This window comes from Streptomyces sp. NPDC005494 (assembly GCF_042872025.1).
Lineage (GTDB): Bacteria > Actinomycetota > Actinomycetes > Streptomycetales > Streptomycetaceae > Streptomyces.
Map to the genome: position 1 here is coordinate 1 of NZ_JBIAJR010000017.1, position 24,835 is coordinate 24,835.

The window sequence follows — 24,835 nt, forward strand, 5'->3', positions numbered from 1 at the left end:
CGGTTACGGTCTGCTGGCTCACGGTCCGGAGGTGACTCCGTTGACGGGGACGCCGTCCGCCCAGATCAGCTTCAACTACCTCGGCCAGTTCGACGGATCGGCGGAAGGAAGCAGCTTTGCGGCGTCCCTCGGGCAGGCGGGTCCCGACATCGACCCGTCCAACGCACGGCCCCACCTGATCGACATCGTCAGCAGCGTCCGGAACGGTGAGCTCCGTATGGAGTGGACGTACTGCGCCGCGGTGCATGACGAGGCGACGATCCGCCGGGTCGCGGACGACACGCTGGACGCGTTGCGGGCGATCGTCGAGGAGGCCGGCCGGCCCGGAGTGCTCGGTTACAGCCCGAGCGACTTCCCTCTGAGCCGGCTGACACAGGCGCAGACCGACGCCCTGACCGCCGAACTCAGCGCCACGCCTGCCTGGCGGGCGAGCGGGGTGCCCCGCCCGCTGGAGGACTGCTACCCGCAGACACCCACGCAGGAAGGCATGTGGTTCCAGAGCCAGTACGCGAAGGGTGAGGGCTACTACCACGTGCAGAACCGGCTGCGGATCGATCAGCGGCTGGACGTGGAGGTCTTCCGGCAGAGCTGGGCCGAGGTCATGCGGCGGCACCCGATCCTGCGGACCGGTTTCCGCACCACGGCCGAGGGCCTCGCCCTCCAGCTCGTGTGGGCGGCCCTTCCCGTCCCGCTGGAGGTGGTGGACTGGCGGTCGCTGGACGAGGCACAACAGCGCGAGCGCCTGGAGGCGCATCTGCGCGAGGACCGGGTGCGGGGCTTCGACCCGCAGGACGCCCCGCAGTGGCGGATGCTCCTGGCCCGCGTCGCAGACGACCGCCACGAGCTGGTCTGGTCCGCCCACCACACCATCCTGGACGGCTGGAGCATCAGCCTCATCCTCCAGGAGGCCGCCGCCTGGTACGGCGCGCTCTCCCAGGGCGGCCGACTGGAGCGGACGCCCGCGCGCCCCTACCGTGACTACGTCTCCTGGCTCCAGGAACAGGACCTCGAACAGGCCGAGCAGTACTGGCGCGACACCCTGCACGGCATCGACGAGGCGACCGTCCCCAACCTCGGCAAGCCGCCGGCCTCCCCGGACGCCGGCCCGGGGGACCCCGCCCCGTACGCCTGGGCCGAGACCTTCCTCGACGATGCGGAGACCGCGGCCCTGCAGGACTTCGCACAGCGGAACAGGCTCACCCTGAACACCGTCCTCCAGGGCTGCTGGGCACTCCTGCTCGGCCGCTACGCCCGCACGGAGGACGTGGTCTTCGGCACCGTGGTCTCCGGGCGGCCCGCCGACGTCGAGGACGTCGAGAACATGTCCGGGCTCTTCATCAACACGCTCCCGCTCCGGGTCAGGCTCCCCGGAGCCGGCCGTGTCGTCGACTGGCTCCAGGACCTCCAGCAGCAGAACCTGAGCATGCGCCAGTACGAGTACAGCCCCTTGGGCCTGGTCCAGCAGTGGAGCGGGACGCCCGCGGGCACACCCCTGTTCGAGAGCCTCTTCGTCTTCGAGAACTACCCCGAGGGAGAAGGGCCCGAGGGCTCTCTGCGCTTCGAAGCGCTCGGCTCGCAGGAGCAGACGCACTATCCGCTCAACACCGCCATCACCCTGGGCGAGCGGATCGGCATCAGCATCCTCCACGACACGCGCCGCTTCGCCACACCGGCGGTGGAGGCCATGACGGGGCACCTGCGGCAGATCTGCCACGCGCTGGTGAGCGAACCGCGGCAGAGCCTTGCCGAGGTGAGCCTGCTCACCGACCACGAGTGGGCCCGGGCCCTGGGGGAGTGGAGCACCGACAGCACATCCCCCCTCGAACCCGTACTCCTGCACACCCTCGTCGAGGTGCAGACGCGCGCCACCCCGGACTCGGTCGCCGTGGTCCACGAGGACGGCCACCTCACCTACGCCGAGCTGGACCGCCGCGCCAACCAGCTGGCCCACTGGCTCCAGGACCGGGGGGTCGGCCCCGACGTCCTGGTCGGACTCTGCCTCGACCGTTCGCTGGAAGGCGTCGTGGGTCTGCTGGGCATCCTCAAGGCCGGCGGGGCGTACGTCCCGATCGACCCGAGGTACCCCCTCGACCGCATGACCTACGTGGTGGAGGACGCACGGCTGCGCCTGATGCTCACCCAGTCGCACCTGATGGACCGGCTGCCCGGCGGAGACCTGGAGACACTCTGTCTGGACACCGCCATGCCCTCACTCGCGGACCGGCCGGGCACACCTCCCACGACCCCGGTGACCCCGGAGAACCTGGCGTACATCATCTACACCTCGGGCTCCACGGGGCGGCCCAAGGGCGTCATGGTGGCTCACCGGTGCGTCCAGCACATCGTGCCGTGGATACGCGACAACCCGTGCTTCGACCGGCGGCAGAACGTCCTGCAGGTCGCCTCCACCAGCTTCGACTTCTCCGTGTGGGAGATCCTCCTCCCGCTGGTGACCGGCGGCACGCTGCACATCCCGGCCGCCGGACTGCGCATGATCGGCACCGACCTCCAGGAGATCCTGGCCGAACGGGCCATCGAGAGCCTGAACTTCACCCCCGGCGCCCTCGCCACCCTCCCGACGGACGACCCGCTCCCGCACCTGCGCACCCTGGTGGTCGGCGGAGAGGCGTACTCGGCGGACCTCATCCGTACCTGGGCGCCCGGCCGTACGTTCTTCAACGTCTACGGGCCGACCGAGACCACGGTCTTCGCCACCGGAGGCCGCACCGACGAGCACCTGGACGTCCTCCACATGGGACGGCCGATCACCAACGTGCGGTTCTACGTGCTCGACCCCTACATGCGGCCCGTTCCCGTCGGAGTGCCCGGGGAACTGCACATAGGCGGCGCGGGCGTGACCCGCGGCTACATGAACCGGCCCGACCTGACCGCCGAGTACTTCGTCGCCGACCCGTTCGGTGACGAACCTGGCGGCAGGCTCTACCGCAGCGGCGACCTCGTCCGCCATCTGCCCGACGGCACCGTCGAGTTCGTCGAGCGAGTCGACACACAGGTCAAGATCCGGGGCTTCCGTATCGAGCTCGGCGAGATCGAGGCGGTGCTCGACCAGCACCCCCTGGTGGACCGGTGCGCCGTGCTCGCCATCCCGGACGGGCAGGGACGACGCCTGGTCGCCTATGTGGTGCCCGACGGCCTGTCCCCGCAGTCCGCCGACCCCCAGGAGACGCTCCGGGCGCATCTGCGGGAGCAGCTGCCCGCCTACATGGTGCCCTCCGCCTTCGTGCTCCTGGGTGAGCTGCCCCTCAACGCCAACGGCAAGCTGAACCGGCGAGCACTGCCGCAGCCCGAGGACGGCCCCGCGCGGGCGCTGCCGGCGGACGCGGTCCCGAGGACCGGGACCGAGGCCCGGCTCGCCGAGATCTGGGAAGAGGTGCTGGGCCACAGCCCCGTCGGTGTGCTCGACGACTTCTTCGTCCTGGGCGGGCACTCGCTGCTCGCGGTGAAGGTCGCCGCCCGCGTCCGCCAGACCTTCGGCGTCGACCTCCCCGTCCGCGTCCTCTTCGAACAGCCGGCCCTCTCCCAGGTCGCGGCGGAACTGGACACGCTCATGGAGGAGCAGCAGCCGTACCCCATGGTCCCCCTGCGGCCGGTGCCCCGTGACGAGCCCGTCCCGGCCACCTTCGACCAGCAGCGGCTCTGGTACATGGACCGCCTGCACCCGGACAGCTCGCTGTACACCGTCGGATGGCTGCTCCACAGGCCCGTAGCCCTGGACCCCGTCCGTGTCCGGCACGCGCTGGGTGAGCTCATCGCCCGCCACGAGATCCTGCGCACCACGTTCCGGGAGAGCGGCGGGCGGGTGTGGCAGGAGATCGCCGCGACCGGGACCGTGTCCCTCACCGAGGCGGACCTGACCGCGACGTCACCCGAGCGGTGCCACGAGCAGGTCCGGGCCGCCACCCGGGAGCTCTGGACACGGACGTTCGACCTGGGTGCCGGACCGCTCTTCCGGACCCTGCTCGTACGGCTCCCCGGCGACGAGACCCTCCTCGCCTTCAGCGCACATCACGCGGTCTTCGACGGCTACTCCGTCGGGCTCCTCAACGACGAACTGCTCCGGATCCACGACGCGACCGGCCCCGACGGTCCACCGATGCCGGCCCTTCCGTCCCTCCAGTTCGCCGACTACGCGGTGTGGCAGCAGCAGTGGCTGGAGGAGGCGCGACTCCAGCCGCACCTGCGGTACTGGAAGGAGCAGCTCGCCGACGCGCCCGCACTCATATCGCTGCCCACCGACCACCCCCGCCCGGCGGTCCAGGACTTCCGGGGTGCCAACCTGAGCCGCGCCCTGCCGGCGGAGCTCGTCGAGCGGATCGGGACGCTCGGGGCCGGCCACCGGACCACGGACTTCGTGGTGCTGCTGAGTGCCTTCGCCACCCTGCTCGCGCACTACAGCGGCCAGGACAAGGTGGTGATCGGGGTGCCGGTGGCCAACCGCAGCCGCATCGAGACCGAGCCGCTCATCGGCTTCCTCGTCAACACCGTCGCGCTCTGCGTCGACTTCGGGGGACAGCCGGCCTTCTCGGACGTCGTCACCCAGGTCCGCTGGAAGCTCCTGGAGGCGCAGAGCCGTCAGGAGGTGCCCTTCGACCGCATCGTCGAGGAGCTGAAGCCCGAGCGCAGCCTCAGCTACAGCCCGGTCTTCCAGGTGATGTTCACCGGTCTGGACAAGCTCTTCGACGAGCCGTCCGGTTCGCAGGAGCAGCAGCCCGCCTGGATGCACGACGTGACCGGGGACGGCATCGGCGTCGCCAAGTTCGACCTGGGCATCAGCATCCAGCGGCGCGGCGACGACCTCCAGTACACCTTCGAGTACAGCACCAGCCTGTTCGAGCGCGACACGGTGGCCGGGATGGGGGAGCACCTGCGGACGCTCCTCGAAGCCGCCCTGGCACGGCCGGACACACCTGTCCACCGTCTTCCGCTCATGCCTGCCGCAGCGCGGTCACGCATCCTGGAGGAGCGGAACGCCACCCACGACCCGGAGGCCCTGCGCCACGTCTCCCTCCACCAGCTCTTCGCCGAGCAGGTGCGCCGCACACCCGACCGCATCGCCCTGTCCTGCGAGGACGAACAGCTCAGCTACGCCGCGCTGGACCGGCGGGTGAACCGGCTGGCACGGACGCTGCGGGACCTCGGTGTGGGCCCGGAGTCACGGGTGGGTGTGTGCATGCACCGCTCGCTGGACCTGGTGACCGGTCTGCTGGCCGTCCTGCGCGCGGGCGGCGCCTATGTCCCGCTGGACCCGGACCACCCGGCCGACCGGCTCTCGTACATGGCCGGGGACTCCAGGGTGGCGTTCGTCCTGGTGCAGCCCGGGACCGTGGACAGGGTGGACTTCCTGGCGGAGCGGGGGGTCCGGCTGATCGAGCTCGGTGGGGACGACGACTCCTGGCTCGACGCCCGACCCGATCCCCTGGAGGTCGAGGTGAGCCCGGACGGTCTGGCCTACGTCATCTACACCTCCGGATCCACAGGGCGCCCCAAGGGCGTGATGCTCTCGCACCGGGGCATCTGCAACCGGCTCCTGTGGATGCAGGACACCTACGGGCTGCGCGGGCACGAACGCGTCCTGCAGAAGACCCCGTACAGCTTCGACGTGTCGGTCTGGGAGTTCTTCTGGCCCCTGATCACCGGAGCGCACCTGCACCTCGCCCGGCCCGAGGGGCACCGCGACCCGGCCTACCTGGCCGAGCTCATCGAGGAACAGGCCATAGGCGTAATCCACTTCGTCCCCTCGATGCTGCAGGCGTTCCTGCGGCAGGAGACGGTGTCCCGGCACTGCCAGGGGCTGCGTCATGTGGTGTGCAGCGGCGAGGCCCTGCCACCCGAGGTGCAGGAGCAGTTCCACCTGGCGCTGCCGCGGACCGGGCTGCACAACCTCTACGGCCCCACCGAGGCGTCCGTCGACGTCAGCTTCTGGGAGTGCCGGCCCACCCCGGGGGCGACCACCGTGCCGATCGGCCGTCCGGTGGCCAACACGCAGCTGTACGTCCTGAACGAGGCGATGGAGCCGGTGCCCGACGGTGTCATCGGTGAACTCCACATCGGCGGCGTACAACTGGCCCGCGGATATCTGGGACGCCCCGACCTGACCGCCGAGCGGTTCGTCGCCAACCCCTTCGGGCCGGGCCGGCTCTACGCCACCGGCGACCTCGCCCGGTACCGGAGCGGCGGGGTCGTCGAATACGCGGGACGCAAGGACCACCAGGTCAAGATCCGCGGCTACCGCATCGAGATCGAGGAGATCGAGGCAGTCCTGACCGACCATCCGGCCGTCCTGGCCTGCCTCGTCGTGGTGCACGAGGTGACGCCGGCGGACAAGCGGCTGACGGCCTTCCTCACCTCGCGAGACGGACAGGAGCCGCCCCAGGAGGAGCTGCGGACGCACCTGCTGGAACGGCTTCCGGAGTACATGGTGCCCACCTACTTCGTGCACCTGGACGCCTTCCCGCTCACCGCCAACGGGAAGGCCGACCGGAAGGCCCTGCCCGACCTGGCCGGCATCGTGCGGCAGGCACGCGCGGGTGAGGGCTACGTGGCACCGCGCACCGGGACCGAGGAAACCCTGGCGGAGCTCTGGGCCCGGCTCCTTGAGCTCGGACGGGTCGGCGTCGAGGACGACTTCTTCGCCCTCGGCGGCCACTCCCTGCTGGTGGCCTCCATGGCCACGGAGGTCCAGGAGAGGTGGGGCATCCAGCTCATGCTCACCACCGTCTTCCAGAACCGGACGGTCGCCGCGCTCGCCCGGGTCATCGACCGGACCGTCGAAGAGGGCGACGAGGACGAACTGGACGCGGCGGAACTCTTCGACCTGCTCTGACGGCCGCCGGGGCGTGCCCGGGACCGCACGCCGCGTGCACCCGTGCACGCCGGCACCCCCGTCCCGGCCCGCCGCACGGCACCGCGCGCACCTCGCACACCGACGCCTGCCACGGCCTCGTACGCCTCGCACGGACGCGCACCCCGCGTACGCCTCGCACAGCCACGCACGCCTCGCACGCCGCTAAGGAGACCAGACAGTGTTCGCTGCGGAGACCACCCTGACCAGTCCACGGATCGCCCGCCTGGCGAAGGCCGTCGACGCGGGCGACGACCAGGCTCTCGACGTGTTCTGGAAGGAGACGGCGGAGTCCGGTTCCCCGCTGATGGAACAGGCCGGGGACGACGACACCCGGACCCTGGTCACCTTTCTGTGGCGGGACCCCGGGGACACCGAGAACGTCGTGGTGCTCTTCTGCAGCGCACCCGGCGGCGACTTCGGCGAGTTCCGGATGGAGCACCTGCCCGGCACCGACCTCTGGTACCGCTCGTACTTCCTGCCCTCCCGGCTCCGGACCACCTATCTGTACTCGGTCAACAACTCCATGGTCCCCTTCGCCTCCTACGCGGAGGTGCTCCAGCGCCTGTCCGAGTACCGGCCCGACCCGCTGAACCCGCGTGACTACACGCTCATGGGCAACCCCCACGAGTTCAAGGTGTCGGTGCTCGAACTGCCCCAGGCCCCGAAGCAGCCGTGGAACCTGCCGCGCCGCGGGGTCCCCAAGGGGACGAGCCGCATGCACACCATGGACAGCACGCACCTCGGGACCCGCCACCACATCACCGTGCACACGCCCCCCGGTTACTCCGCCGAGGGCGACGACTACAACGTCTTCGTCCTCTTCGACGGATGGTCCTACTACAACTTCGCGGCCATCACGACCGTGCTGGACAACCTCCTGTACGCCGGCGGAATCCCCCCGTACGTCCTGGTCATGCACACCAACGAGGACCAGGACGTACGGGCCCGGGAACTGCCCTGCCACGAGCCCTTCGGCGCGTTCCTGGACGAAGAGCTCATGCCATGGGTGCACGCGAACTACCACATCACCACCGACCCCGCCCGCACGGTCGTCGGAGGTTCCTGCTTCGGTGGCCTCGCGGCTGCGTACGCGGCTTTCCGTAACCCCGCACGGTTCGGCAACGTCATATCCCAGTCGGGGTCCTTCTGGTGGCCAGGGAAGGGCGTGCCCGAGCGGGAAGAGGAATGGCTCACCCGGCAGTTCGAGAACAGCCCCAGGCTTCCCCTTCGCTTCTCCATGGACATCGGCAGCCTGGAGCGCGCGATCGTCGACTACGACCCGATGACGACCCATCAGAACATGCGTGACGTCCTCGTGGAAAAGGGCTACGAGGTGGATTACCAGGAATACCTGGGAGGTCACGACATGATCTGCTGGCGCGGCACGATCGTGGAACGCCTGCTCTCCTTCCACCCCCGCCCCAGCAAGGAATCGAACCGGTGACGGAGACATCGCATCGAATTCAGTCGTGCACGAGAACCACAGCCGTCCCAGAAAGGTGAGTCCTATGAGCAAGGCAACGATCGCGGTGCTTCCGGGAGACGGAGTCGGGCCGGAGGTGACCGCCTGCGCCCTGGACGTGCTCGCCGTCGTGGAGGAGAGGTACCGCCACTCCTTCACGTTCCACGAGGGCCGCGTCGGCCTCGACGCCATCCAGGCCGAGGGGACGGCCATCTCCGACAGCACCTTCGAGACCTGCGCCCACAGCGACGCCGTCCTCTTCGGTGCGGTCGGCAGTCTGCCCGCGGGCCAGGCCCGGGCGGACGGCCCCCGGCCGGAGCAGGCACTGTTCCGCCTCCGCAAGGAGCTCGGCCTCTTCGCCAACCTGCGGCCCGTTCACCCCTTGGAGCCGTTGTACGGCGCGTCGAGCCTGAAGCCCGAGCACCTCAAGGGCGCCGACATGATCTTCGTACGGGAGCTCTCGGCCGGCCTCTACTACGGGCGGCTGGAATCCGTGCCGGGCAAGCCCAGCGAGATCCGCCGCACGGCGGAAGGGACCGAGGCCGTCGACACGCTTCTCTACACCGAGGAGGAGATCGAGCGGGTGGTCCGGGCGGCCTTCGAGATCGCGGCGGGGCGGGCGTCCAGGCTCACCTCGGTCGACAAGGCCAACGTGCTGAGCTCGTCGGTCCTCTGGCGGGAGGTCGTCGAACGTGTCGCCGCCGACCACCCGTCGGTGGCCTGGGAGCACATGCTCGTCGACACCTGCGCCATGCGCCTCATCAGGACCCCTGCCGACTTCGACGTCATCGTCACCGAGAACCTGTTCGGGGACATCCTCACCGACGAGGCCTCCATGCTGACCGGCTCCATCGGCATGCTCCCTTCGGCGAGCCTCGGATCCCGGCGCACCGCGTCCGGCATGTTCGGCCTCTACGAACCCGTCCACGGCTCCGCGCCCGACATCGCGGGCCGCGACATGGCCAACCCGGTGGGCGCGGTCCTCTCCGCCGCCCTCCTCCTGCGCCACTCCCTCGGCCTGGACCAGGAGGCGGCTGCCGTCGAGGCCGCCGTCGAGCACGTGGTCCGGGACGGCTACCGGACGGTGGACGTCGCCGAGCCGGGCCACGCGGCCGTCGGGACGCGGGAGATGGGCCGGCGCATCGTGGACCGGCTCCGGCGGCCCTGAGACCGCCCCTCCCCGAGCCCCGCAGACGCGCGCAACGACACACGAAGGTCGTCCAGTCATGAGATCAGAGAGTCACCCGCAGGACCCGCCGGGTCTCGCGGAGCAGCGCATGCTCGTACGCCAGGCCCGCAGCGAGATGGTCCGGCGCCACAGGGCCCGCCCCACCTACGGCGCCGAGCCGCCGATCCGGGTCATGGCGCGTCTCGTCGACGACCTGGAACGGGAGTGCGCCCAGCGGCGGTTCGACCCGGCCGCCACCCGCCTGGAGATCGTCAACCGGACGATCGGTGACGTCAACGTCCGCCGCATCACCGAGTGCGAGGGGGACGAGGGCGGCGCCCGCGACTACCGGGCGCTCGGCGACGAGCTCGGCATCGCCCTGCCCGGAGAGGACCTCAACGGGTACATCGCCTCCGGCAAGGGCTACCTCTGGCTGCGGGAGGAGATGATGGCCACGGAGCGGCAGCTCCTGGACTCCGGCTACGACCCTCGGGTCTACGACATCCAGGGCGTGGGGAACCCGCTGCTGCGCGGCCTGCTGGCCGAGGACATGCGGGCCTGGGGAGTGGAGGCCACCGCCGAGAACGTGGCCCTCGGGCTCGGTGCGACGGACTGCATCGACAAGATCCTCCGCGGCCTCGCGCACTTCGCCCGGCTGCGCTCCGAAGCACCCGGGGCGGTGCTCTTCGCGGCTCCCGGCTTCAACATGCCCGAACTCCAGGCCGAGGCCTACGGTTTCCGGCTGCACCGGGTCACCACGCGGGCCGAGGACGGGTTCAGGCTCACCGCCGGCCTCCTCGCCCGCAACCTGGAGGACAACCCGGACATCGGGGTGCTCTACCTGACGGTGACGAACAACCCGACGACGCTCGCGTACTCGCCCGAGGAGCTCTCGGCCGTGATGGACGTCGTACGACGCTTCACCCGGCGGGGACGCCGCCTGCACGTCCTGGCGGATCTCGCGTACGTCGGCACGGGGCGGCCCGCCGACGACCGCGCCCGCATGCGCAGTCTCGCCTCGGCCACCGACGTGGCCGAGGCGATGATCTACGTGAACAGCTTCTCCAAGACCTACACCCTCACCGGGGACCGCTTCGGGTGGGCGGTCTTCGGGGACGCGGCGTTCTCCGTCGCGATGCGGTCGAGCTGGATGAGCAGCATCAGCTGTCTGCCCGGTGAATGGCAGCTCAGATTCATGGCCTATCACTCGCTCTTCCGCCGGAATCCGCAGCTGATCGAGAAGATCCGGGGACTCTACCGCTTGCGCCGCGCCCGCCTGCGGGCCCAGTTGCAGCGGTTCGACGAAGAGCACCGGCTCTTCGAACACGTCCATGTCGACGACGACACCACCATCTACAACTGGAGCCGGCTCAGAGCCGGTGAGGACGCATTCTCCGTTCTGGAGAAGACCGGAATAGCCGGGATTCCCGGCACGACCTTCGGCTATTCAGACGACTACATCCGGTTCTCGGTCGGCATTCTTCCGGTCGCATCGGAGTGAAGTCAGCACACCACCGGGACGGCCGAATTCCAGACAACGAAGGCGAGGAACCATGCAGAAGGAAACGGGATACGCGAAGACGGACATCACCGGTCTCGACATCGCGGTCAACTTCAACTGGAACTGCGACGAGAGCCCCCTCTCCGCCGTGCCCCAGGGCATTCCCGGTGAGCCGCTCGCGGAGCAGGTGGCCAGGACGCAGATCCTTTCGGAGTGTCTGCGTGACGGTCTCCAGGGCATACCCGGCTATCCGGGCGTCGACGAGATGATGCGGTACCTGCATCTGCTGGACGCCTTCGGCATCACCTGCGCGACGGTCGGGATCTACCCGGGCGAGGCCAACAGGCTCAGCGCGACCATGAAGCAGTTGCTGGCGCGCATGAGGGACGAACTCCCCGGCATGGTGCCCTCCGTGCTCTCCATGTGCACGGAGGAGTCCCTGCGGTGGACCGTCGAGTGCAAGGACGTCCACCCGGGGCTCGAGGCCGTCGTCTTCATGGGCAGCGCCCCCTCCCGAAGGCTCGTCCAGGGCTGGGACCTCAACTTCATCCTGAACGGGCTGGAGACCTTCATCAAGAAGACCGTGGACATGGGCATCCCGGTCATCGCGGGCACCGAGCACACGAGCCAGACCTCGCCCGAGGACCTGCGCGCCATCACCCGCGTCCAGGTGGAGAGCGGCGCGTACACCGTGGCCATGGCCGACACCATCGGTGTCATCCGGCCGCTCGGCACGTACCGGCTGGTGCGGTTCGTCCGCGACGAGCTCGACGCCCTCCACATGCCCGGCATCCGGCTGGACTGGCACGGCCACCGCGACACGGGGAACGCCCTCGGCAACGCGATGGCGGCGGTCGCGGCGGGCGCTGACCGCGTGCACGTCGTCTCGCGCGGTGTCGGTGAGCGCTCCGGCAACGCCTCCCTGGAGGAGGTGGTGCTGAACTTCGCCGCCATCGAGGAGGAGGCCGGCCTGCCCGTCTCGTGGGACATGCCGCAACTCCTCCGGCTGATCACCTTCTACGAGGAGATGGTCGGTGTCAGCACGCCGGAGCACGGGGTGCTCGGGAAGCGGTACAGCCACACCTCGTCCGGCATCCACACCGACGCCATCCTCAAGGCCCACCACCTGGCGGACCGGGCCCGCGACGCCGGCGACAAGGAACTGGAGCGCTCCCTGCGGGAGATGTCCCGCACGGTGTACTCCGCGGTCGACCCGGCAACCGTCGGAGGTGTCCCCTCCGTGTCGGTCAGCCCGTGGAGCGGCGGGAGCTCCGTGAAGCTCGCCTACATGGCGAGCGGGGGCAACCCCGGGGATCTGTCCCAGGAGACCGTCGAAAGCCTGCTGGCCCGTGCCGGCGAGCTGGGCCGCGAACTGACCTCCGAGGAACTCGCGGAGGGCTTCGCGAAGACGCACGCCCGCCACGGCTCCTGAGCGCGAGCCTTCCGGCGTACGCGCCGTCCGGGCTCCGGCCGTCCGGCGTACGAGCGCCGCGGCACGCGGACGCCGGCAGGTCCCAGCCGTTCCCCCCGCCAGGTCTCCCCGGCGGCACGCACGCACACATGAGGAGAGAAGCGCACGATGCCACAGACGATGTTCGAGAAGATCTGGGACGCGCACACAGTGCGCGACGAGCCCGGTGAGATACCGATGCTGTACATCGACCGGCATCTCACCCACGAGGCGACCTCGCCGCAGGCCTTCGCCGGACTGCGGGAGCGCGATCTCCCCGTCCACCGTCCCGACAGCGTGGTCGCGGTCATCGACCACAACGTCCCCACCATGCCGGGCCGCCGCCTCATCGACGTGGTCGACAGCCAGAGCGTCCTGTGCATCGAGACGATGGAGGACAACGCCCGCGAGTTCGGGGTGCGGCTGCTCGGCATGAACGACGCCGACCAGGGGATCGTGCACGTCGTGGGCCCGGAGCTGGGGCTCTCGCTGCCCGGGATGACCGTGGTGTGCGGTGACTCGCACACCTCGACGCACGGTGCCCTCGGCATCTTCGCGGTGGGCATCGGCACCAGCGAGGTGGAACACGTCCTGGCCACCCAGTGCCTGCTCCAGCAGAAGCCGCGCACGATGAACATCAGGATCGAGGGGACGCCGGCCCCCGGGGTCACCGCCAAGGACATCGCGCTGTTCGTGATCCGCAGCCTGGGCACGGACGCCGGAACCAACCACGTCATCGAGTTCAGCGGAGCGGCGGTCCGTTCCCTGACGGTCGAGGGCCGCATGACGCTCTGCAACATGGCGATCGAGGCCGGTGCCCGGGCCGGCATGGTCGCCCCCGACGACGTCACCGTCGAGTACGTGCGCGGACGCCGCTTCGCTCCCCAGGGGGAGCTCTTCGAGCGGGCCGCCGAGCAATGGAAGCAGCTCGCAGGCGACCCCGGCGCGCGGTTCGACACGGAGCACGAACTCGACATCGCCTCCCTCGTGCCGCAGGTCACCTGGGGCACGGACCCGGGGATGGTCGCCGACGTGACGGGCACCGTGCCCGACCCGGCCACCGAGAGCGACCCCGTGACGCGGGCGGGCATGGAGCGCGCCCTGGAGTACATGGGCCTGCACGCCGGTCAGCGCGTCCAGGACATCGCGGTGGACACCGTCTTCATCGGCTCCTGCACCAACTCCCGGCTGGAGGACCTCCGGCTCGCTGCCCGGTACGCCGCCGGCCGGCGGGTCGCCGAGGGAACCCGGGCCATCGTCGTCCCCGGCTCGATGAACGTGCGCCGGCAGGCCGAGGAGGAAGGGCTGGCGGACGTCTTCCGCGAGGCCGGCTTCGAATGGCGCGAGGCGGGATGCAGCATGTGCATCGCCATGAACGGGGACCGGCTCGCTCCCGGCGAGCGCTGCGCGTCCACCAGCAACCGCAACTTCGAGGGGCGCCAGGGCCGAGGGGGCCGCACCCATCTCGTCAGCCCGGTGACCGCGGTGGCCGCGGCCGTCATGGGCCGCTTCGCCGACGTCCGTGACCTCTGAACACACGCGCAGGGAGAAGAACCCCGTGGAGAAATTCATCACGCACGAAGGCATCGCGGTGGCGATGATGCGGTCCAACGTCAACACGGACGACATCATCCCGGCCCGGTTCCTCAAGTCGATCAGCCGCACCGGATTCGCCGACCACCTCTTCGCCAACTGGCGCTACCTGGAGGACGGGGTCACGCCCGACCCTGACTTCCCCCTCAACGAACCAGGGAAGGAGGGCGCCGGGATCCTGATCGCGGGGGAGAACTTCGGCTGCGGTTCCTCCCGCGAACACGCGCCCTGGTCGCTGCGGGAGTTCGGCATCCGCTGCATCATCGCCCCCGGTTTCGCGGACATCTTCCACAACAACTGCTTCAACAGCAGCATCCTTCCGGTGGCCCTGAAGGCACGGGAGGTCGACGAGATCTGCGAGGCACTGGCGACGGCCTCGTCGCCGACCCTGCACATCGACCTCCCGGCCCAGACCGTGACGACCGCCGACGGCCGGTCCTTCGCCTTCGATATCGACCCGTTCAAGAAGAACTCGATGATGGAGGGCCTCGACAACATCGGCTGGTCCCTCTCCCACCGTGACCAGATCCACGCCTACGAAGAGCGCCGCAGGCAGGAAGCGCCCTGGCTCTTCGCCTGAGCGCTTCCCGCCCGGCGTCCGCACCCCGGCCCCGCCCACGGGCCCGGTGCCCCGTTCCCGAGAGCAGACCGAACCGTTCCCGACAGCAGACGAACGTTCCTGACAGCAGAGGAAGCAGAGCGATGGAAGAGAACCGCATGAAGGTCCTGGTCAACGACGAGGACCAGTACTCGCTGTGGCCGACGTACCTCGACGTCCCGGCCGGATGGAGAGAGACGGAGATGACCGGCTCGAAGGAGGAGTGTCTGGCCTACGTGAAGGACGTGTGGGTCGACATGCGCCCCCGGAGCCTGCGCCTCCAGATGGAGCGGACGGCCGGCTGACCGGCCCGATCACCCGACCTGTCAGCATCCCGTACCAGTCATGGAGGAACCACTCATGGACGAGCTCGTCGAGCGTCTCTCCAAGGAAGGGCAGAAGGTCGTCGTCGGCGGCCCGGCGCCCTCGCACGCGGAGTTCCGGCGACGCCTGGTCGACAGGGGATACGTCTTCGTCAAGTTCCCGGATTCCGGGGGGTCCACGGATCTCGGTGTCCGGGTGGACGGGGCGGCCACGGAGCTCGGCGACGCCGACTTCGCACAGGGAACCGGGCGCGTGCACATCGAGGGGACGCTCACCCTCAACTACGTGAAGGTCCGCTGCGTGGCCGACATCGACCTCACGTCGCTCAGCGGCAGCGGCCACCTGGTGGCCGTCGAACCCGCACCCGTGCCGTGACCCCGGGCGGCGGGCGGGCACCGGTCCGCCGCCGCCTTCCCCCGGCCGGCCCCGGTTCCCCGCAGGCCGCGCGCCTGCCCGGCCTCACCCGCCACCGGCCCTCGGCGGAAATGTGCTTCCGTCGAGGGCGGGAGGGGCGCAGACTCGCCCCATGACTGACATGGGGGCGTTCAGGGACGCGGTCGTCGCATGGGCGGCCGACGGCCCCGGCGACCACGCACGCCAACTGGCCGCGCGAGTGGACGTACGGACGGCCGTCCTGCTGGAAGGGCCGAGCGATGTCGCCGCGGTCGACGCGCTGGCACGGGCCCGGGGCCGGGACCTGGCGGCCGAAGGGGTCTGTGTCCTGCCGATGGGCGGTGCCATGAGCTTCGCCCGCTTCGCCCACGTCCTCGGGCCCCCCGGCCTCGGCCTCCGGCTCACCGGGCTGTGCGACGAGGCGGAGTACCCCTTCTACGCCCGCGGCCTGGCCCGGGCCGGAGCGGCGGAGCAGGGGTTCTTCGTCTGCGCGGCGGACCTGGAGGACGAACTCATCCGCGCGCTCGGTCCGGAGCGTGTGGAGGAGCTCGTCCGGGACGAGGGCGACCTGCGCTCCCTGCAGACCTTCCTGCGCCAGCCGGCGCAGCGGGGCCGCACCTCGCAACAGCAGCTGCGGCGCTTCTTCGGCACGAAGAAGGGGCGCAAGATCCACTACGGCCGGGTCCTCGTCGAGGCCCTCGGCGCAGACCGGGTGCCGGCCCCGCTCGACGGCCTGCTCGCGGACCTCTGACGGGCCCTGCTCGCCGTGAAGCGGGATTCCGCGCCCGCCGCGCCTGTCTCAGCCGTGTCCCGAAGCCTGCCGGCCTCGTCGCCCCAGGGGCCTCGGCAGGATCGACCGGCGGTGGGTCGTGAAGCCGCCGTGGGGGTATGGCGTAGCGCACATCGCCGGGGGGCGCCGTACCGTCCCCGCGCCGGAACCCGGCGGGGGCACGGGCGGACGGGGCTTCGGCGTCCGTGCGGCAGTCGGCCGCTGTGACCCGCGTCTCTACCGCGCCGGCCACTTCCGCTGGCACTGTGGTCGGGCCACGGGGGACGCCCACGACCGAACGACCGAGCGAGATGCCATGACCGCGACCGCAGCCGAGAAGACCGCCCACGCCCGCCGTGCCCGGACCGGGGGACCCGAGGACGGGCCGAAGATCCTCGAGCACGTCCTCGGCTGGACGCTCGTCGTCGTCCTGGCCATGTTCGTCACCCAGGCCGGGCTCATGTGAGCTGACCTGCGCCGGTCGCTCACGACGGGTGGGGTGAGGCGCCCGCCCGGCACCCCACCCCTGACCCGCCCTGTGACGCGTCTACCCCGCCTGCGTCAGTTGATGGCCTTGATGAGCTCACCGTTCGCCGTGTCGCCGCTGAGCTCCCAGAAGAAGGTGCCCCCCAGGCCCTGCTGGTTCTTGTAGTCCATCTTCGTGGCGATGGTGGCCGGGGTGTCGTAGCTCCACCAGTTCGTGCCGCAGTGGGCGTACGCCGTGCCCGCGACCGTGCCCGTCGCGGGGCAGCTGTCCTTCAGCACCTTGTAGTCCTCGATGCCCGCCTCGTACGTCCCCGGCGCCGCTCCCGTCGCCGTGCCGTCGGGCTCCGACTGCGTGACGCCGGTCCAGCCCCGCCCGTAGAAGCCGATGCCCAGCAGCAGCTTCTCCGCCGGGATGCCCAGCCCCTTGAGCTTGGAGATCGCCGAGTCGCTGTCGAACCCCTCCGTCGGGATGCCCGGGTAGGAGGTCAGGGGGGAGTGCGGAGCGGTCGGTCCCTGTGCGGCGAACGCGCCGAAGAAGTCGTACGTCATCGGGTTGTACCAGTCGAGGTACTGCGCCGCTCCGCCGTAGTCCACGGCGTCGATCTTGCCGCCGTCGGAGCCGTCCGCGGTGATCGCCGAGGTGATCAGGTTGCCGGTGCCGAACTTCGCGCGCAGTGCCGCCAGCAGGTTCCCGTAGGCGTCACGCCCACTGGTGTCGCAGGTCAGGCCGCAGGCGTTCGGGTACTCCCAGTCGATGTCGATGCCGTCGAACACATCGGCCCAGCGCGGGTCCTCGACCAGGTCGTAGCAGGAAGCGGCAAACGCCGCCGGGTTCTGCGCTGCCTCGGCGAAGCCGCCGGACCAGCTCCAGCCGCCGAAGGACCAGATGACCTTCAGATCGGGGTGCAGCTTCTTGAGCTTGCGCAACTGGTTGAAGTTGCCCCGCAGTTCCTGGTCCCAGGTGTCCGCGACGCCGTCCACCGACTGCTCCGCCGTGTAGGCCTTCTCGTAGTCGGCGTAGCTGTCCCCGATGGTGCACTTGCCGCCCTGGACGTTGCCGAAGGCGTAGTTGATGTGGGTGAGCTTGTCGGCCGACCCCGAGGTCTCGATGTTCTTGACGTGGTAATCGCGCTGGTAGACACCCCAGTTGGTGAAGTATCCGACCACCTTGCCGCCTGCCGCGGTGGGGGCGGTTTCGGAGGCGGCCGGTGTGGAGGCGGTGGGGGCCGCGCCTGCCGGGGAGGTGCCGGCGACGCCGAGCAGGGCGACGCCGAGTGCGGCGGTACAGACGGTCGCGGCGAGCGCCTTGAGGCGGGCGCGGGGACGGTGAAGTCCGGTCATCGTGGCTCCTCGTGGGGGAGGGCTTGGTCGTGGGGGTGCCGCCCGGTCCACCTGGAAGTTGGCATGGACGCGATGAGGCATTGGGGGAGACCGTAGAAGGACTAGACCAGTTGGGTCAATGGTTCGGACCAATTTCGCTGATCACCGGCATGAGGACCCGGTGACGGACGCGCTCCGATCGGGCATACTGCGACGCGCCACAGCCGCTGGCCAGCGCCTCCCGTGATCCGGGAAGGCAGGATCGGCTGAGGAACCGTAGATTTTTCCGGGCAGCGCCCGGGACAACCCGGCGGTGCCGCGCACACCCCGCGCGTGACCGCCGCAACGCCCGACAGGGAGGAGAGCGCCGTCATGTCCGACCGTGCCCCGCAGCCGGTGGAACGCCGTCTGCCCACCGAGGAGTCCCGGCAGCTCGTCGAGCTCGTACGCGACATCGTCTCGAAGGAGATCGCTCCCCGGGCGGCCGACGAGGAGGAGGCGGGCGTCTTCCCCCGCGCGGTCTTCACCCTGCTCTCCGAAGCGGGACTGCTCGGACTGCCGTACGACTCCGCGCACGGCGGCGGTGACCAGCCCTACGAGGTCTACCTCCAGGTCCTGGAGGAGCTCGCGGCCGCCCGGCTCACCGTCGGTCTCGGCGTCAGCGTCCACTCGCTGGCCTGTCACGCGCTCGCGGGCTACGGCACCGAGGAGCAACGGACCGCGCACCTCCCCGCGATGCTCTCCGGCGGCCTGCTCGGCGCCTACTGCCTCTCCGAGCCCGCCTCCGGCTCCGATGCCGCCTCGCTGCGCACCAAGGCCGTACGGGACGGCGAGGACTGGGTGCTCACGGGGACCAAGGCGTGGATCACGCACGGCGGCGTCGCCGACTTCTACACCGTGCTGGCCCGCACAGGGGAAGAGGGTCCTCGCGGCATCACCGCGTTCCTGGTCCCTGGAGGCGCCGACGGGCTCAACGCCGCGGCGCCGGAGAAGAAGATGGGCATGAAGGGCTCGCCCACGGCTCAACTCCACTTCGACGGTGTGAGGATCTCGGGCGACCGGCGCATCGGCGAGGAGGGGCAGGGCTTCGCCATCGCCCTGTCCGCACTCGACTCGGGCCGGCTGGGGATCGCCGCCTGCGCCGTCGGCGTCGCCCAGGCGGCCCTGGACGAGGCGGTCGGATACGCCACGGGGCGACACCAGTTCGGCCGCCCCGTCGCCGACTTCCAGGGGCTGCGCTTCATGCTCGCCGACATGGCCACCCGGATCGAGGCGGGGCGTGCGCTCTACCTGGAGGCGGCGAGGCTCCGTGACGCCGGCCTGCCCTTCTCGCGGCAGGCCGCGATGGCGAAGCTGTTCTGCACCGATGCGGCCATGCGGGTGACCACGGACGCGGTGCAGGTGCTCGGGGGCTACGGCTACACCCTCGACTTCCCCGTCGAACGGCTGATGCGCGAGGCCAAGGTGCTCCAGATCGTCGAGGGCACCAATCAGATCCAGCGCATGGTCATCGCCCGTCACCTCGCGGGTCCCGAGACGCGCTGACCCGGACCGGCCGGTCCGACCAGACGGGTGTCGTCATGATCCGGTTCCATTCCTGGTCGTGGCGGCCCGGCATGGTCCGGCCCGTGCTCTCCCAATGGCGCAGCATGGCGCGGTAGATGGGCGGGTCGGTGCTGTGCGGCGCGGCCTGACGTGCGGACTCCCGGCTCGGCTGTCCGGGCTGCGGAACCGATTCTCCGGCTGTCGGGGCGGCAAGGCGGCGCCTGACGGGGCCGGCCGTCGGATGCAGGGTGGTCATACAGAACCAACGCCCGTACGGGCCCCGGGGTCACTGTCCGGCCGATTCGCGCGCCCGTTCCTCGGGTGCCGGTCACCGGCCGTCCGGTGAACTGTCCGCACCACGCCGGACCGGCCGTCGTGGTGCGCGCAGAGGTGGTGTGCGGTCCGTGAGGGACCTCAGGCGGCCTGGCGCCGCGTCTGCGGCATGTACCGCCGGGGCCGCGAGCCGGGACCGCCGGCGTGCGAGAAGGGCTGCGTCCGCCAGTCCAGTCCCTGGGGCAGCGTCAACAGCAGGGCCGTTTCCTGCTCCTGGGCCTCGAGCGTCTCGTCCGCCGGGCGCGCGAGCGAGGCGTCACGGGCCGTACCGGGGCACACGGTGAGCACGAACGGATTCCACGGCGTCGGGCAGAGCGCGTGCTCGGGAAGCACGTCCTCGTCCGCCAGCAGGGCGATCGGCTGGGTGCAGTCCGGGCAGATCACCCGGTACATCTCGAATGTGTCGTACGCGTCGGGAACACTGTCCTCGTCCGGTGCCGCGAATGCGTCGGGCTCCGGTTCGGTACGTCCGGTGAGCTTCAGGCTCTGCATGGGATTTTCCCCCCTCGGGTGGGCCGGCAAGCCGCCACGGCCCCGGCCACAGCAAGCACTTCCCGCCCGGGGTCAGCCGTAATCGCGAGGTCGTCGGCTACCCACCCGTAAACATGTGGCATTCGTCACACGTCCCTCGAACGTGCCTTTCCGGGGGGCCCACGACTGTGCCTGGAGGGACCTGGGGCCATAGGTTGATCCGCATGGAGGAGCTGGACCGTCAAATCGTGGAGTTGCTCGTCAAGGACGGGCGGATGAGCTACACCGACCTGGGCAAGGCTACGGGCCTGTCCACGTCGGCCGTTCATCAGCGCGTCCGCCGGCTGGAGCAGCGCGGGGTGATCCGTGGCTACGCCGCGGTCGTCGACCCCGAAGCCGTCGGCCTGCCCCTCACGGCGTTCATCTCGGTGAAACCCTTCGACCCGAGCGCACCCGACGACATCGCCGAACGGCTCGCCGGTGTGCCCGAGCTGGAGGCCTGCCACAGTGTCGCGGGCGACGAGAACTACATCCTGAAGGTGCGGGTCTCCAGCCCTCTGGAGCTGGAACACCTGTTGACCCGCATCCGCACGCTGGCAGGGGTCTCCACGCGTACGACCGTCGTCCTGTCCACGCCGTACGAGGCACGTCCGCCCCGCGTCTGAGAGGCCCCGGCGGGCGCGCCGCGAACCGGCGGGGGAGGGGGCGCGGGCGAAGAGGACCCGGGCAGGCGGGAGACTGGTCCCATGACCGAGAGCACCGCCCTCCAGAGCGAACACCGCACCGTGCTGCTGCGCGGTGGAGAAGTCCACAGCCCCGCCGATCCGTTCGCCACCGCGATGGTCGTCGAACGCGGCCATGTCGCATGGGTGGGCTCGGAGGGGGCGGCCGACGCCTTCGCGAGCGGCGTCGACGAGGTGATCGACCTGGAGGGGGCCCTGGTCACCCCGGCCTTCACCGACTCCCACGTCCACACCACGTCGACCGGGCTCGCCCTCACCGGACTGGACCTCTCCGGCGCCCGCACGCTCACCGAGGCCCTCGGGCTCGTCCGCGCCTTCGCGGACGGGCACCCGGCGCTCAGCGTCATCCTGGGCCACGGCTGGGATGCCACCCGCTGGCCCGGGCAGCGGCCCCCCTCGCGCGCCGAACTCGACGAGGCGGCAGGCGGCCGCGCGGTCTACCTGCCCCGCGTCGACGTCCACTCCGCCGTCGTGACGTCGGCACTGCTGGACCTCGTCCCGGGCGTCACCGCGATGGACGGCTACCACCCGGACGCGCCGCTGACCGGCGACGCCCACCACGCCGTCCGCGCGGCCGCCCACCGTGCCGGCACACCGGCGCAGCGGACCGAGGCCCAGCGCGCCGCCCTCGCCCGGGCCGCCTCGCTCGGCATCGGCACCGTGCACGAGTGCGCGGGCCCGGAGATCTCGGACGAGGACGACTTCACCGGACTGCTCGAACTCGCCGCCCGGGAGCCGGGCCCCCGGGTCTTCGGCTACTGGGCGCAGCACATCGAGGACGAGAAGGGCGCCCGGCGGGTCCGCGAGCTCGGCGCCATCGGCGCGGCCGGCGACCTCTTCGTCGACGGCTCGCTGGGCTCGCACACCGCCCTCCTGCACGAGCCGTACGCCGACGCCCCGCACACCGGCAGTGCCCGGCTCGACGCCGGCCACATCGCCGCGCACGTGACGGCGTGCACGGAGGCCGGGCTGCAGGCCGGGTTCCACGCCATCGGCGACGCGGCCGTCTCCGCCGTCGTCGCCGGAGTCAGGGCCGCGTCCGAGACGCTCGGACTCGCCCGGGTCCGGGCCGCCAGGCACCGGGTCGAGCACGCCGAGATGCTCACCCCGGAGACCGTCGCGGCCTTCGCGGAACTCGGCCTCACCGCCTCCGTCCAGCCCGCCTTCGACGCGGCCTGGGGCGGCCCCGACGGCATGTACGCCCAGCGCCTCGGCGCGGAGCGCGCGGCGACCCTCAACCCCTACGCCGCCCTGCTGCGCGCCGGTGTGCCGCTCGCGTTCGGCTCCGACAGTCCCGTCACGGCGCTGGACCCCTGGGGGACGGTGCGGGCAGCGGCCCACCACCGCACGCCGGAGCACCGTGTCTCCGTACGTGCCGGTTTCACCGCCCACACCCGGGGCGGCTGGCGTGCCGTGGGCCGTGACGACGCGGGTGTGCTCGTGCCGGGCGCCCCCGCCGACTACGCCGTCTGGCGTACCGGCGAACTGCTGGTGCAGGCACCCGACGACCGGGTGGCGCGCTGGTCCACCGACCCTCGCTCCGGCACCCCTGGCCTGCCGGATCTCACCCCGGGCGCGGAGCTTCCGGTCTGCCTGCGCACGGTGGTCCTCGGGCGAACCGTCTACGTAAGGCCGAACGAGTGACGTCGTGATCTTCCTTACCGCCGATCGTAGGCGCGGAGACTCTGCCGCGACCTGGGAGTCCTCCCCGCTGACCAGGCGCTTTCCGATGAAACCGCAGGTCGGGCGACTGTTGACAGAAAGCGCCCACGGGCCGGTAGGTTCGGCCGGGTCCACCACTGGACGTCCGACCGGTCAGACCTCCACGCAGTCGTCGAACGCCGCTGGGTCACGGGGTGGTGTGCCGCACCGGTGCACCACAACTGGCAGCCAGGTTCAGCGCTCGCGCCTCGGGGGCGAGGGAGGGTTTCGGCTGGGCGGTAGGTGTGACCCGGGTGGGGCCCGGAGGTTCAGTAGACAACGGCCTTCGGCCGACCCGCAGCCGGCGGGTCCCAGGGTCGGCCCGAAGGACACCGGGCCCCGACCGCAGTGCTGTCCTTCTGTCCGTAGTTCCACGCTTCTGTCCACGCCTGCCGCGCCACCCCGTGACCGCGTCGGCGTCCTGCCGTGGTGCGCTGGATATGGTGTGCACCTGCGTACGGACTTTAAGGGGCAGTAGTGAACGACGGCGGTCAGAGGCAGTTCGGCCCGCTCGGCAGAGTCTTGGTGATCATTCCGACCTACAACGAGGCCGAGAACGTCAAGCTGATCGTCGCCCGGGTGCGCGCCGCCGTTCCGGAAGCCGACATCCTCGTCGCCGACGACAACAGCCCCGACGGCACCGGCAAGGTCGCCGACGAGCTCGCGGCCGGCGACGGCCAGGTCCACGTCCTGCACCGCAAGGGCAAGGAAGGGCTCGGCGCAGCCTACCTGGCCGGCTTCCGCTGGGGCTCCGAGCACGGCTACGGCGTCCTGGTCGAGATGGACGCCGACGGCTCGCACCAGCCCGAGGAACTGCCCCGGCTCCTCACCGCCCTGAAGGGTGCCGACCTGGTCCTCGGCTCCCGCTGGGTGCCCGGCGGCCGGGTCGTCAACTGGCCCAGGCACCGCGAGATGATCTCGCGCGGCGGCAGCCTCTACTCCCGGATGCTGCTCGGTCTCTCCGTGCGTGACGTGACCGGCGGCTACCGCGCCTTCCGCACGCCCACGCTGGAGGGCCTGGGCCTCGACGAGGTCGCCTCGCAGGGCTACTGCTTCCAGGTCGACCTCGCACGGCGCGCGGTCGAGGCCGGGTACCACGTCGTCGAGGTGCCGATCACCTTCATGGAGCGCGAGATCGGCGACTCCAAGATGAGCCGGGACATCCTCGTCGAGGCACTGTGGCGGGTCACCGGCTGGGGCATCTCGGGCCGGGCCAACAAGGTGCTGGGCCGCAAGAGCTCCTGAGGGCCATGATCACCCCCTTACGCCGCTCGCACGCGCGTACAGGCACACTGGGGGCATGACGACCGGCACACCGCCTTTGAACCGTCCACGGCGCTCCCGCGCCCGTACCCTCCTGCCGCTGGGCGTCGCCGCCTGGCTGGTGCTGGAGATCTGGCTGCTGACGGTGGTGGCCGACGCGGCGAACGGTTTCACCGTGCTGCTCATCCTTGTCGCCGGCGCCGTGCTCGGTGCCGCGGTGATCAAGCGGGCGGGCCGCCGGGCGTTCCGCACGCTCACCGAGACCCTCCAGCAGATGCCGGGGCAGCCCGGCGCCTCCACCGGCCCCGCCGCGGCGCCCACGGGGAGCAAGGGCAACGGGTTCCTGATGCTCGGCGGCCTGCTCCTGATGATTCCCGGCATGATCTCCGACGCGGCGGGTCTTCTGCTCCTGCTGCCTCCCGTCCGCTCCGTCCTCAGCCGCTACGCCGAGCGCTCCCTGGAGCGGCGCATGCGCGCGGCGGCGCCCGGCGGCTTCTCGGACGCCTTCCAGCAGGCCCGTATCCACCGCCCCGACGGCAAGGTCGTCCAGGGCGAGGTCATCCGCGAGGACGGCTCACCCGCGCGCTCCGAGGAGGAGCCGGGGGCGGACCGCCCGCGCCCGCCGCTGACCGGCTGACCCGGCTCCGGAGCCGGGGCGCGGCCGGCACGGCACCGCGACCGCGGGAGTGACTCCCGAGCACCGGGACGGACGCACGAAGAGCCGCGGGGGGGGGGGGGGGGGGGGGGGTGGTGGGGGGGGGGGGGGGGGGGGGGGGGGGGGGGGGGGGGGCGGGTGGGGGGGGGGGGGGGGGGGGGGGGGGGGGGGGGGGGGGGGGGGGGGGGGGGGGGG

Annotated in this window: 18 protein-coding genes; 16 read left to right on the top strand and 2 right to left on the bottom strand. The window is 70.9% G+C overall.

All coding sequences use genetic code 11. From position 1 onward, the window contains the following. The first annotated feature begins 13 nt into the window (after positions 1 to 13). The 11 genes from ACFYQ6_RS33420 to ACFYQ6_RS33470 all read left to right on the top strand — a co-directional run bounded on the left by ACFYQ6_RS33420 (position 14) and on the right by ACFYQ6_RS33470 (position 16,589). Positions 14 to 6,844: an amino acid adenylation domain-containing protein gene (locus tag ACFYQ6_RS33420; protein ID WP_388766635.1), complete on the top strand. Its 6,831-nt coding sequence runs from the start codon at positions 14 to 16 to the stop codon at positions 6,842 to 6,844. A gap of 199 nt (positions 6,845 to 7,043) precedes the next feature. Further along, positions 7,044 to 8,309 carry an enterochelin esterase gene (gene fes / locus ACFYQ6_RS33425; RefSeq protein WP_361586725.1) on the top strand — a complete coding sequence of 422 codons (1,266 nt, stop codon included), beginning with the start codon at positions 7,044 to 7,046 and terminating at the stop codon, positions 8,307 to 8,309. A 64-nt stretch (positions 8,310 to 8,373) separates the two neighbouring features. Continuing rightward, positions 8,374 to 9,495 (top strand): 3-isopropylmalate dehydrogenase, encoded by a 1,122-nt coding sequence (gene leuB / locus ACFYQ6_RS33430; protein ID WP_361586727.1) that lies wholly within the window; start codon positions 8,374 to 8,376, stop codon positions 9,493 to 9,495. A 58-nt stretch (positions 9,496 to 9,553) separates the two neighbouring features. After that, on the top strand, positions 9,554 to 10,996 hold the full coding sequence (locus ACFYQ6_RS33435) for a pyridoxal phosphate-dependent aminotransferase (RefSeq protein WP_361586730.1): 1,443 nt from the start codon (positions 9,554 to 9,556) through the stop codon (positions 10,994 to 10,996). Between the two features lie 52 nt (positions 10,997 to 11,048). Next, a complete protein-coding gene (locus tag ACFYQ6_RS33440; protein ID WP_388766602.1) occupies positions 11,049 to 12,428 on the top strand; it encodes a hypothetical protein in 1,380 nt (459 codons plus the stop codon). A gap of 147 nt (positions 12,429 to 12,575) precedes the next feature. Continuing rightward, positions 12,576 to 13,979, top strand: coding sequence for a 3-isopropylmalate dehydratase large subunit (leuC, locus tag ACFYQ6_RS33445; protein WP_361586736.1), 1,404 nt, complete (start codon positions 12,576 to 12,578; stop codon positions 13,977 to 13,979). A 25-nt stretch (positions 13,980 to 14,004) separates the two neighbouring features. Then, positions 14,005 to 14,619 (top strand): 3-isopropylmalate dehydratase small subunit, encoded by a 615-nt coding sequence (leuD, locus tag ACFYQ6_RS33450; RefSeq protein WP_361586739.1) that lies wholly within the window; start codon positions 14,005 to 14,007, stop codon positions 14,617 to 14,619. A gap of 122 nt (positions 14,620 to 14,741) precedes the next feature. Beyond that, on the top strand, positions 14,742 to 14,942 hold the full coding sequence (locus ACFYQ6_RS33455; protein ID WP_361586741.1) for an MbtH family NRPS accessory protein: 201 nt from the start codon (positions 14,742 to 14,744) through the stop codon (positions 14,940 to 14,942). A gap of 40 nt (positions 14,943 to 14,982) precedes the next feature. Further along, a complete protein-coding gene (locus tag ACFYQ6_RS33460; protein WP_361586744.1) occupies positions 14,983 to 15,336 on the top strand; it encodes a hypothetical protein in 354 nt (117 codons plus the stop codon). A 151-nt stretch (positions 15,337 to 15,487) separates the two neighbouring features. Next, positions 15,488 to 16,105: a TOPRIM nucleotidyl transferase/hydrolase domain-containing protein gene (locus ACFYQ6_RS33465; protein WP_361586747.1), complete on the top strand. Its 618-nt coding sequence runs from the start codon at positions 15,488 to 15,490 to the stop codon at positions 16,103 to 16,105. A 334-nt stretch (positions 16,106 to 16,439) separates the two neighbouring features. After that, complete coding sequence (locus tag ACFYQ6_RS33470) at positions 16,440 to 16,589, top strand: SCO1431 family membrane protein (protein ID WP_361586749.1); 150 nt, start codon at positions 16,440 to 16,442, stop codon at positions 16,587 to 16,589. A gap of 95 nt (positions 16,590 to 16,684) precedes the next feature. Here ACFYQ6_RS33470 and ACFYQ6_RS33475 read toward each other — a convergent pair whose 3' ends face one another. Beyond that, on the bottom strand, positions 16,685 to 17,950 hold the full coding sequence (locus ACFYQ6_RS33475; protein ID WP_388766607.1) for a glycoside hydrolase family 18 protein: 1,266 nt from the start codon (positions 17,948 to 17,950) through the stop codon (positions 16,685 to 16,687). A 351-nt stretch (positions 17,951 to 18,301) separates the two neighbouring features. Here ACFYQ6_RS33475 and ACFYQ6_RS33480 point away from each other — a divergent pair, with 351 nt between their 5' ends. Continuing rightward, a complete protein-coding gene (locus tag ACFYQ6_RS33480) occupies positions 18,302 to 19,474 on the top strand; it encodes an acyl-CoA dehydrogenase family protein (protein ID WP_361586755.1) in 1,173 nt (390 codons plus the stop codon). A 414-nt stretch (positions 19,475 to 19,888) separates the two neighbouring features. Here the strand turns inward: ACFYQ6_RS33480 and ACFYQ6_RS33485 are convergent, their stop codons facing one another. After that, positions 19,889 to 20,299, bottom strand: coding sequence for a hypothetical protein (locus ACFYQ6_RS33485; protein ID WP_356746127.1), 411 nt, complete (start codon positions 20,297 to 20,299; stop codon positions 19,889 to 19,891). Between the two features lie 203 nt (positions 20,300 to 20,502). On the opposite strand from ACFYQ6_RS33485, the gene ACFYQ6_RS33490 reads away from it, so the two are divergent. From ACFYQ6_RS33490 to fxsA, 4 genes are all read left to right on the top strand, one after another. Continuing rightward, positions 20,503 to 20,943, top strand: a complete 441-nt coding sequence (locus tag ACFYQ6_RS33490; protein ID WP_014157449.1) for an Lrp/AsnC family transcriptional regulator — start codon at positions 20,503 to 20,505, stop codon at positions 20,941 to 20,943. Between the two features lie 81 nt (positions 20,944 to 21,024). Beyond that, positions 21,025 to 22,665, top strand: coding sequence for an amidohydrolase (locus tag ACFYQ6_RS33495; protein ID WP_388766610.1), 1,641 nt, complete (start codon positions 21,025 to 21,027; stop codon positions 22,663 to 22,665). A 534-nt stretch (positions 22,666 to 23,199) separates the two neighbouring features. Beyond that, the gene (locus tag ACFYQ6_RS33500) at positions 23,200 to 23,967 is read left to right on the top strand and encodes a polyprenol monophosphomannose synthase (RefSeq protein ID WP_361586761.1); all 768 of its coding nucleotides are present in this window, start codon (positions 23,200 to 23,202) and stop codon (positions 23,965 to 23,967) included. A gap of 55 nt (positions 23,968 to 24,022) precedes the next feature. Then, positions 24,023 to 24,622 (top strand): FxsA family membrane protein, encoded by a 600-nt coding sequence (gene fxsA, locus ACFYQ6_RS33505; RefSeq protein ID WP_361586763.1) that lies wholly within the window; start codon positions 24,023 to 24,025, stop codon positions 24,620 to 24,622. Positions 24,623 to 24,835 lie beyond the last annotated feature (213 nt).

Excerpts from the sequence above, each read along its gene's own strand:
- leuB (WP_361586727.1), top strand. The coding sequence starts at position 8,374 with ATGAGCAAGGCAACGATCGCGGTGCTTCCGGGAGACGGAGTCGGGCCG.
- ACFYQ6_RS33435 (WP_361586730.1), top strand. The coding sequence starts at position 9,554 with ATGAGATCAGAGAGTCACCCGCAGGACCCGCCGGGTCTCGCGGAGCAG.
- ACFYQ6_RS33440 (WP_388766602.1), top strand. The coding sequence starts at position 11,049 with ATGCAGAAGGAAACGGGATACGCGAAGACGGACATCACCGGTCTCGAC.
- leuC (WP_361586736.1), top strand. The coding sequence starts at position 12,576 with ATGCCACAGACGATGTTCGAGAAGATCTGGGACGCGCACACAGTGCGC.
- ACFYQ6_RS33455 (WP_361586741.1), top strand. The coding sequence starts at position 14,742 with ATGGAAGAGAACCGCATGAAGGTCCTGGTCAACGACGAGGACCAGTAC.
- ACFYQ6_RS33460 (WP_361586744.1), top strand. The coding sequence starts at position 14,983 with ATGGAGGAACCACTCATGGACGAGCTCGTCGAGCGTCTCTCCAAGGAA.
- ACFYQ6_RS33465 (WP_361586747.1), top strand. The coding sequence starts at position 15,488 with ATGACTGACATGGGGGCGTTCAGGGACGCGGTCGTCGCATGGGCGGCC.
- ACFYQ6_RS33470 (WP_361586749.1), top strand. The coding sequence starts at position 16,440 with ATGACCGCGACCGCAGCCGAGAAGACCGCCCACGCCCGCCGTGCCCGG.
- ACFYQ6_RS33475 (WP_388766607.1), bottom strand. The coding sequence starts at position 17,950 with ATGACCGGACTTCACCGTCCCCGCGCCCGCCTCAAGGCGCTCGCCGCG.
- ACFYQ6_RS33480 (WP_361586755.1), top strand. The coding sequence starts at position 18,302 with ATGTCCGACCGTGCCCCGCAGCCGGTGGAACGCCGTCTGCCCACCGAG.
- ACFYQ6_RS33485 (WP_356746127.1), bottom strand. The coding sequence starts at position 20,299 with ATGCAGAGCCTGAAGCTCACCGGACGTACCGAACCGGAGCCCGACGCA.
- ACFYQ6_RS33490 (WP_014157449.1), top strand. The coding sequence starts at position 20,503 with ATGGAGGAGCTGGACCGTCAAATCGTGGAGTTGCTCGTCAAGGACGGG.
- ACFYQ6_RS33495 (WP_388766610.1), top strand. The coding sequence starts at position 21,025 with ATGACCGAGAGCACCGCCCTCCAGAGCGAACACCGCACCGTGCTGCTG.
- fxsA (WP_361586763.1), top strand. The coding sequence starts at position 24,023 with ATGACGACCGGCACACCGCCTTTGAACCGTCCACGGCGCTCCCGCGCC.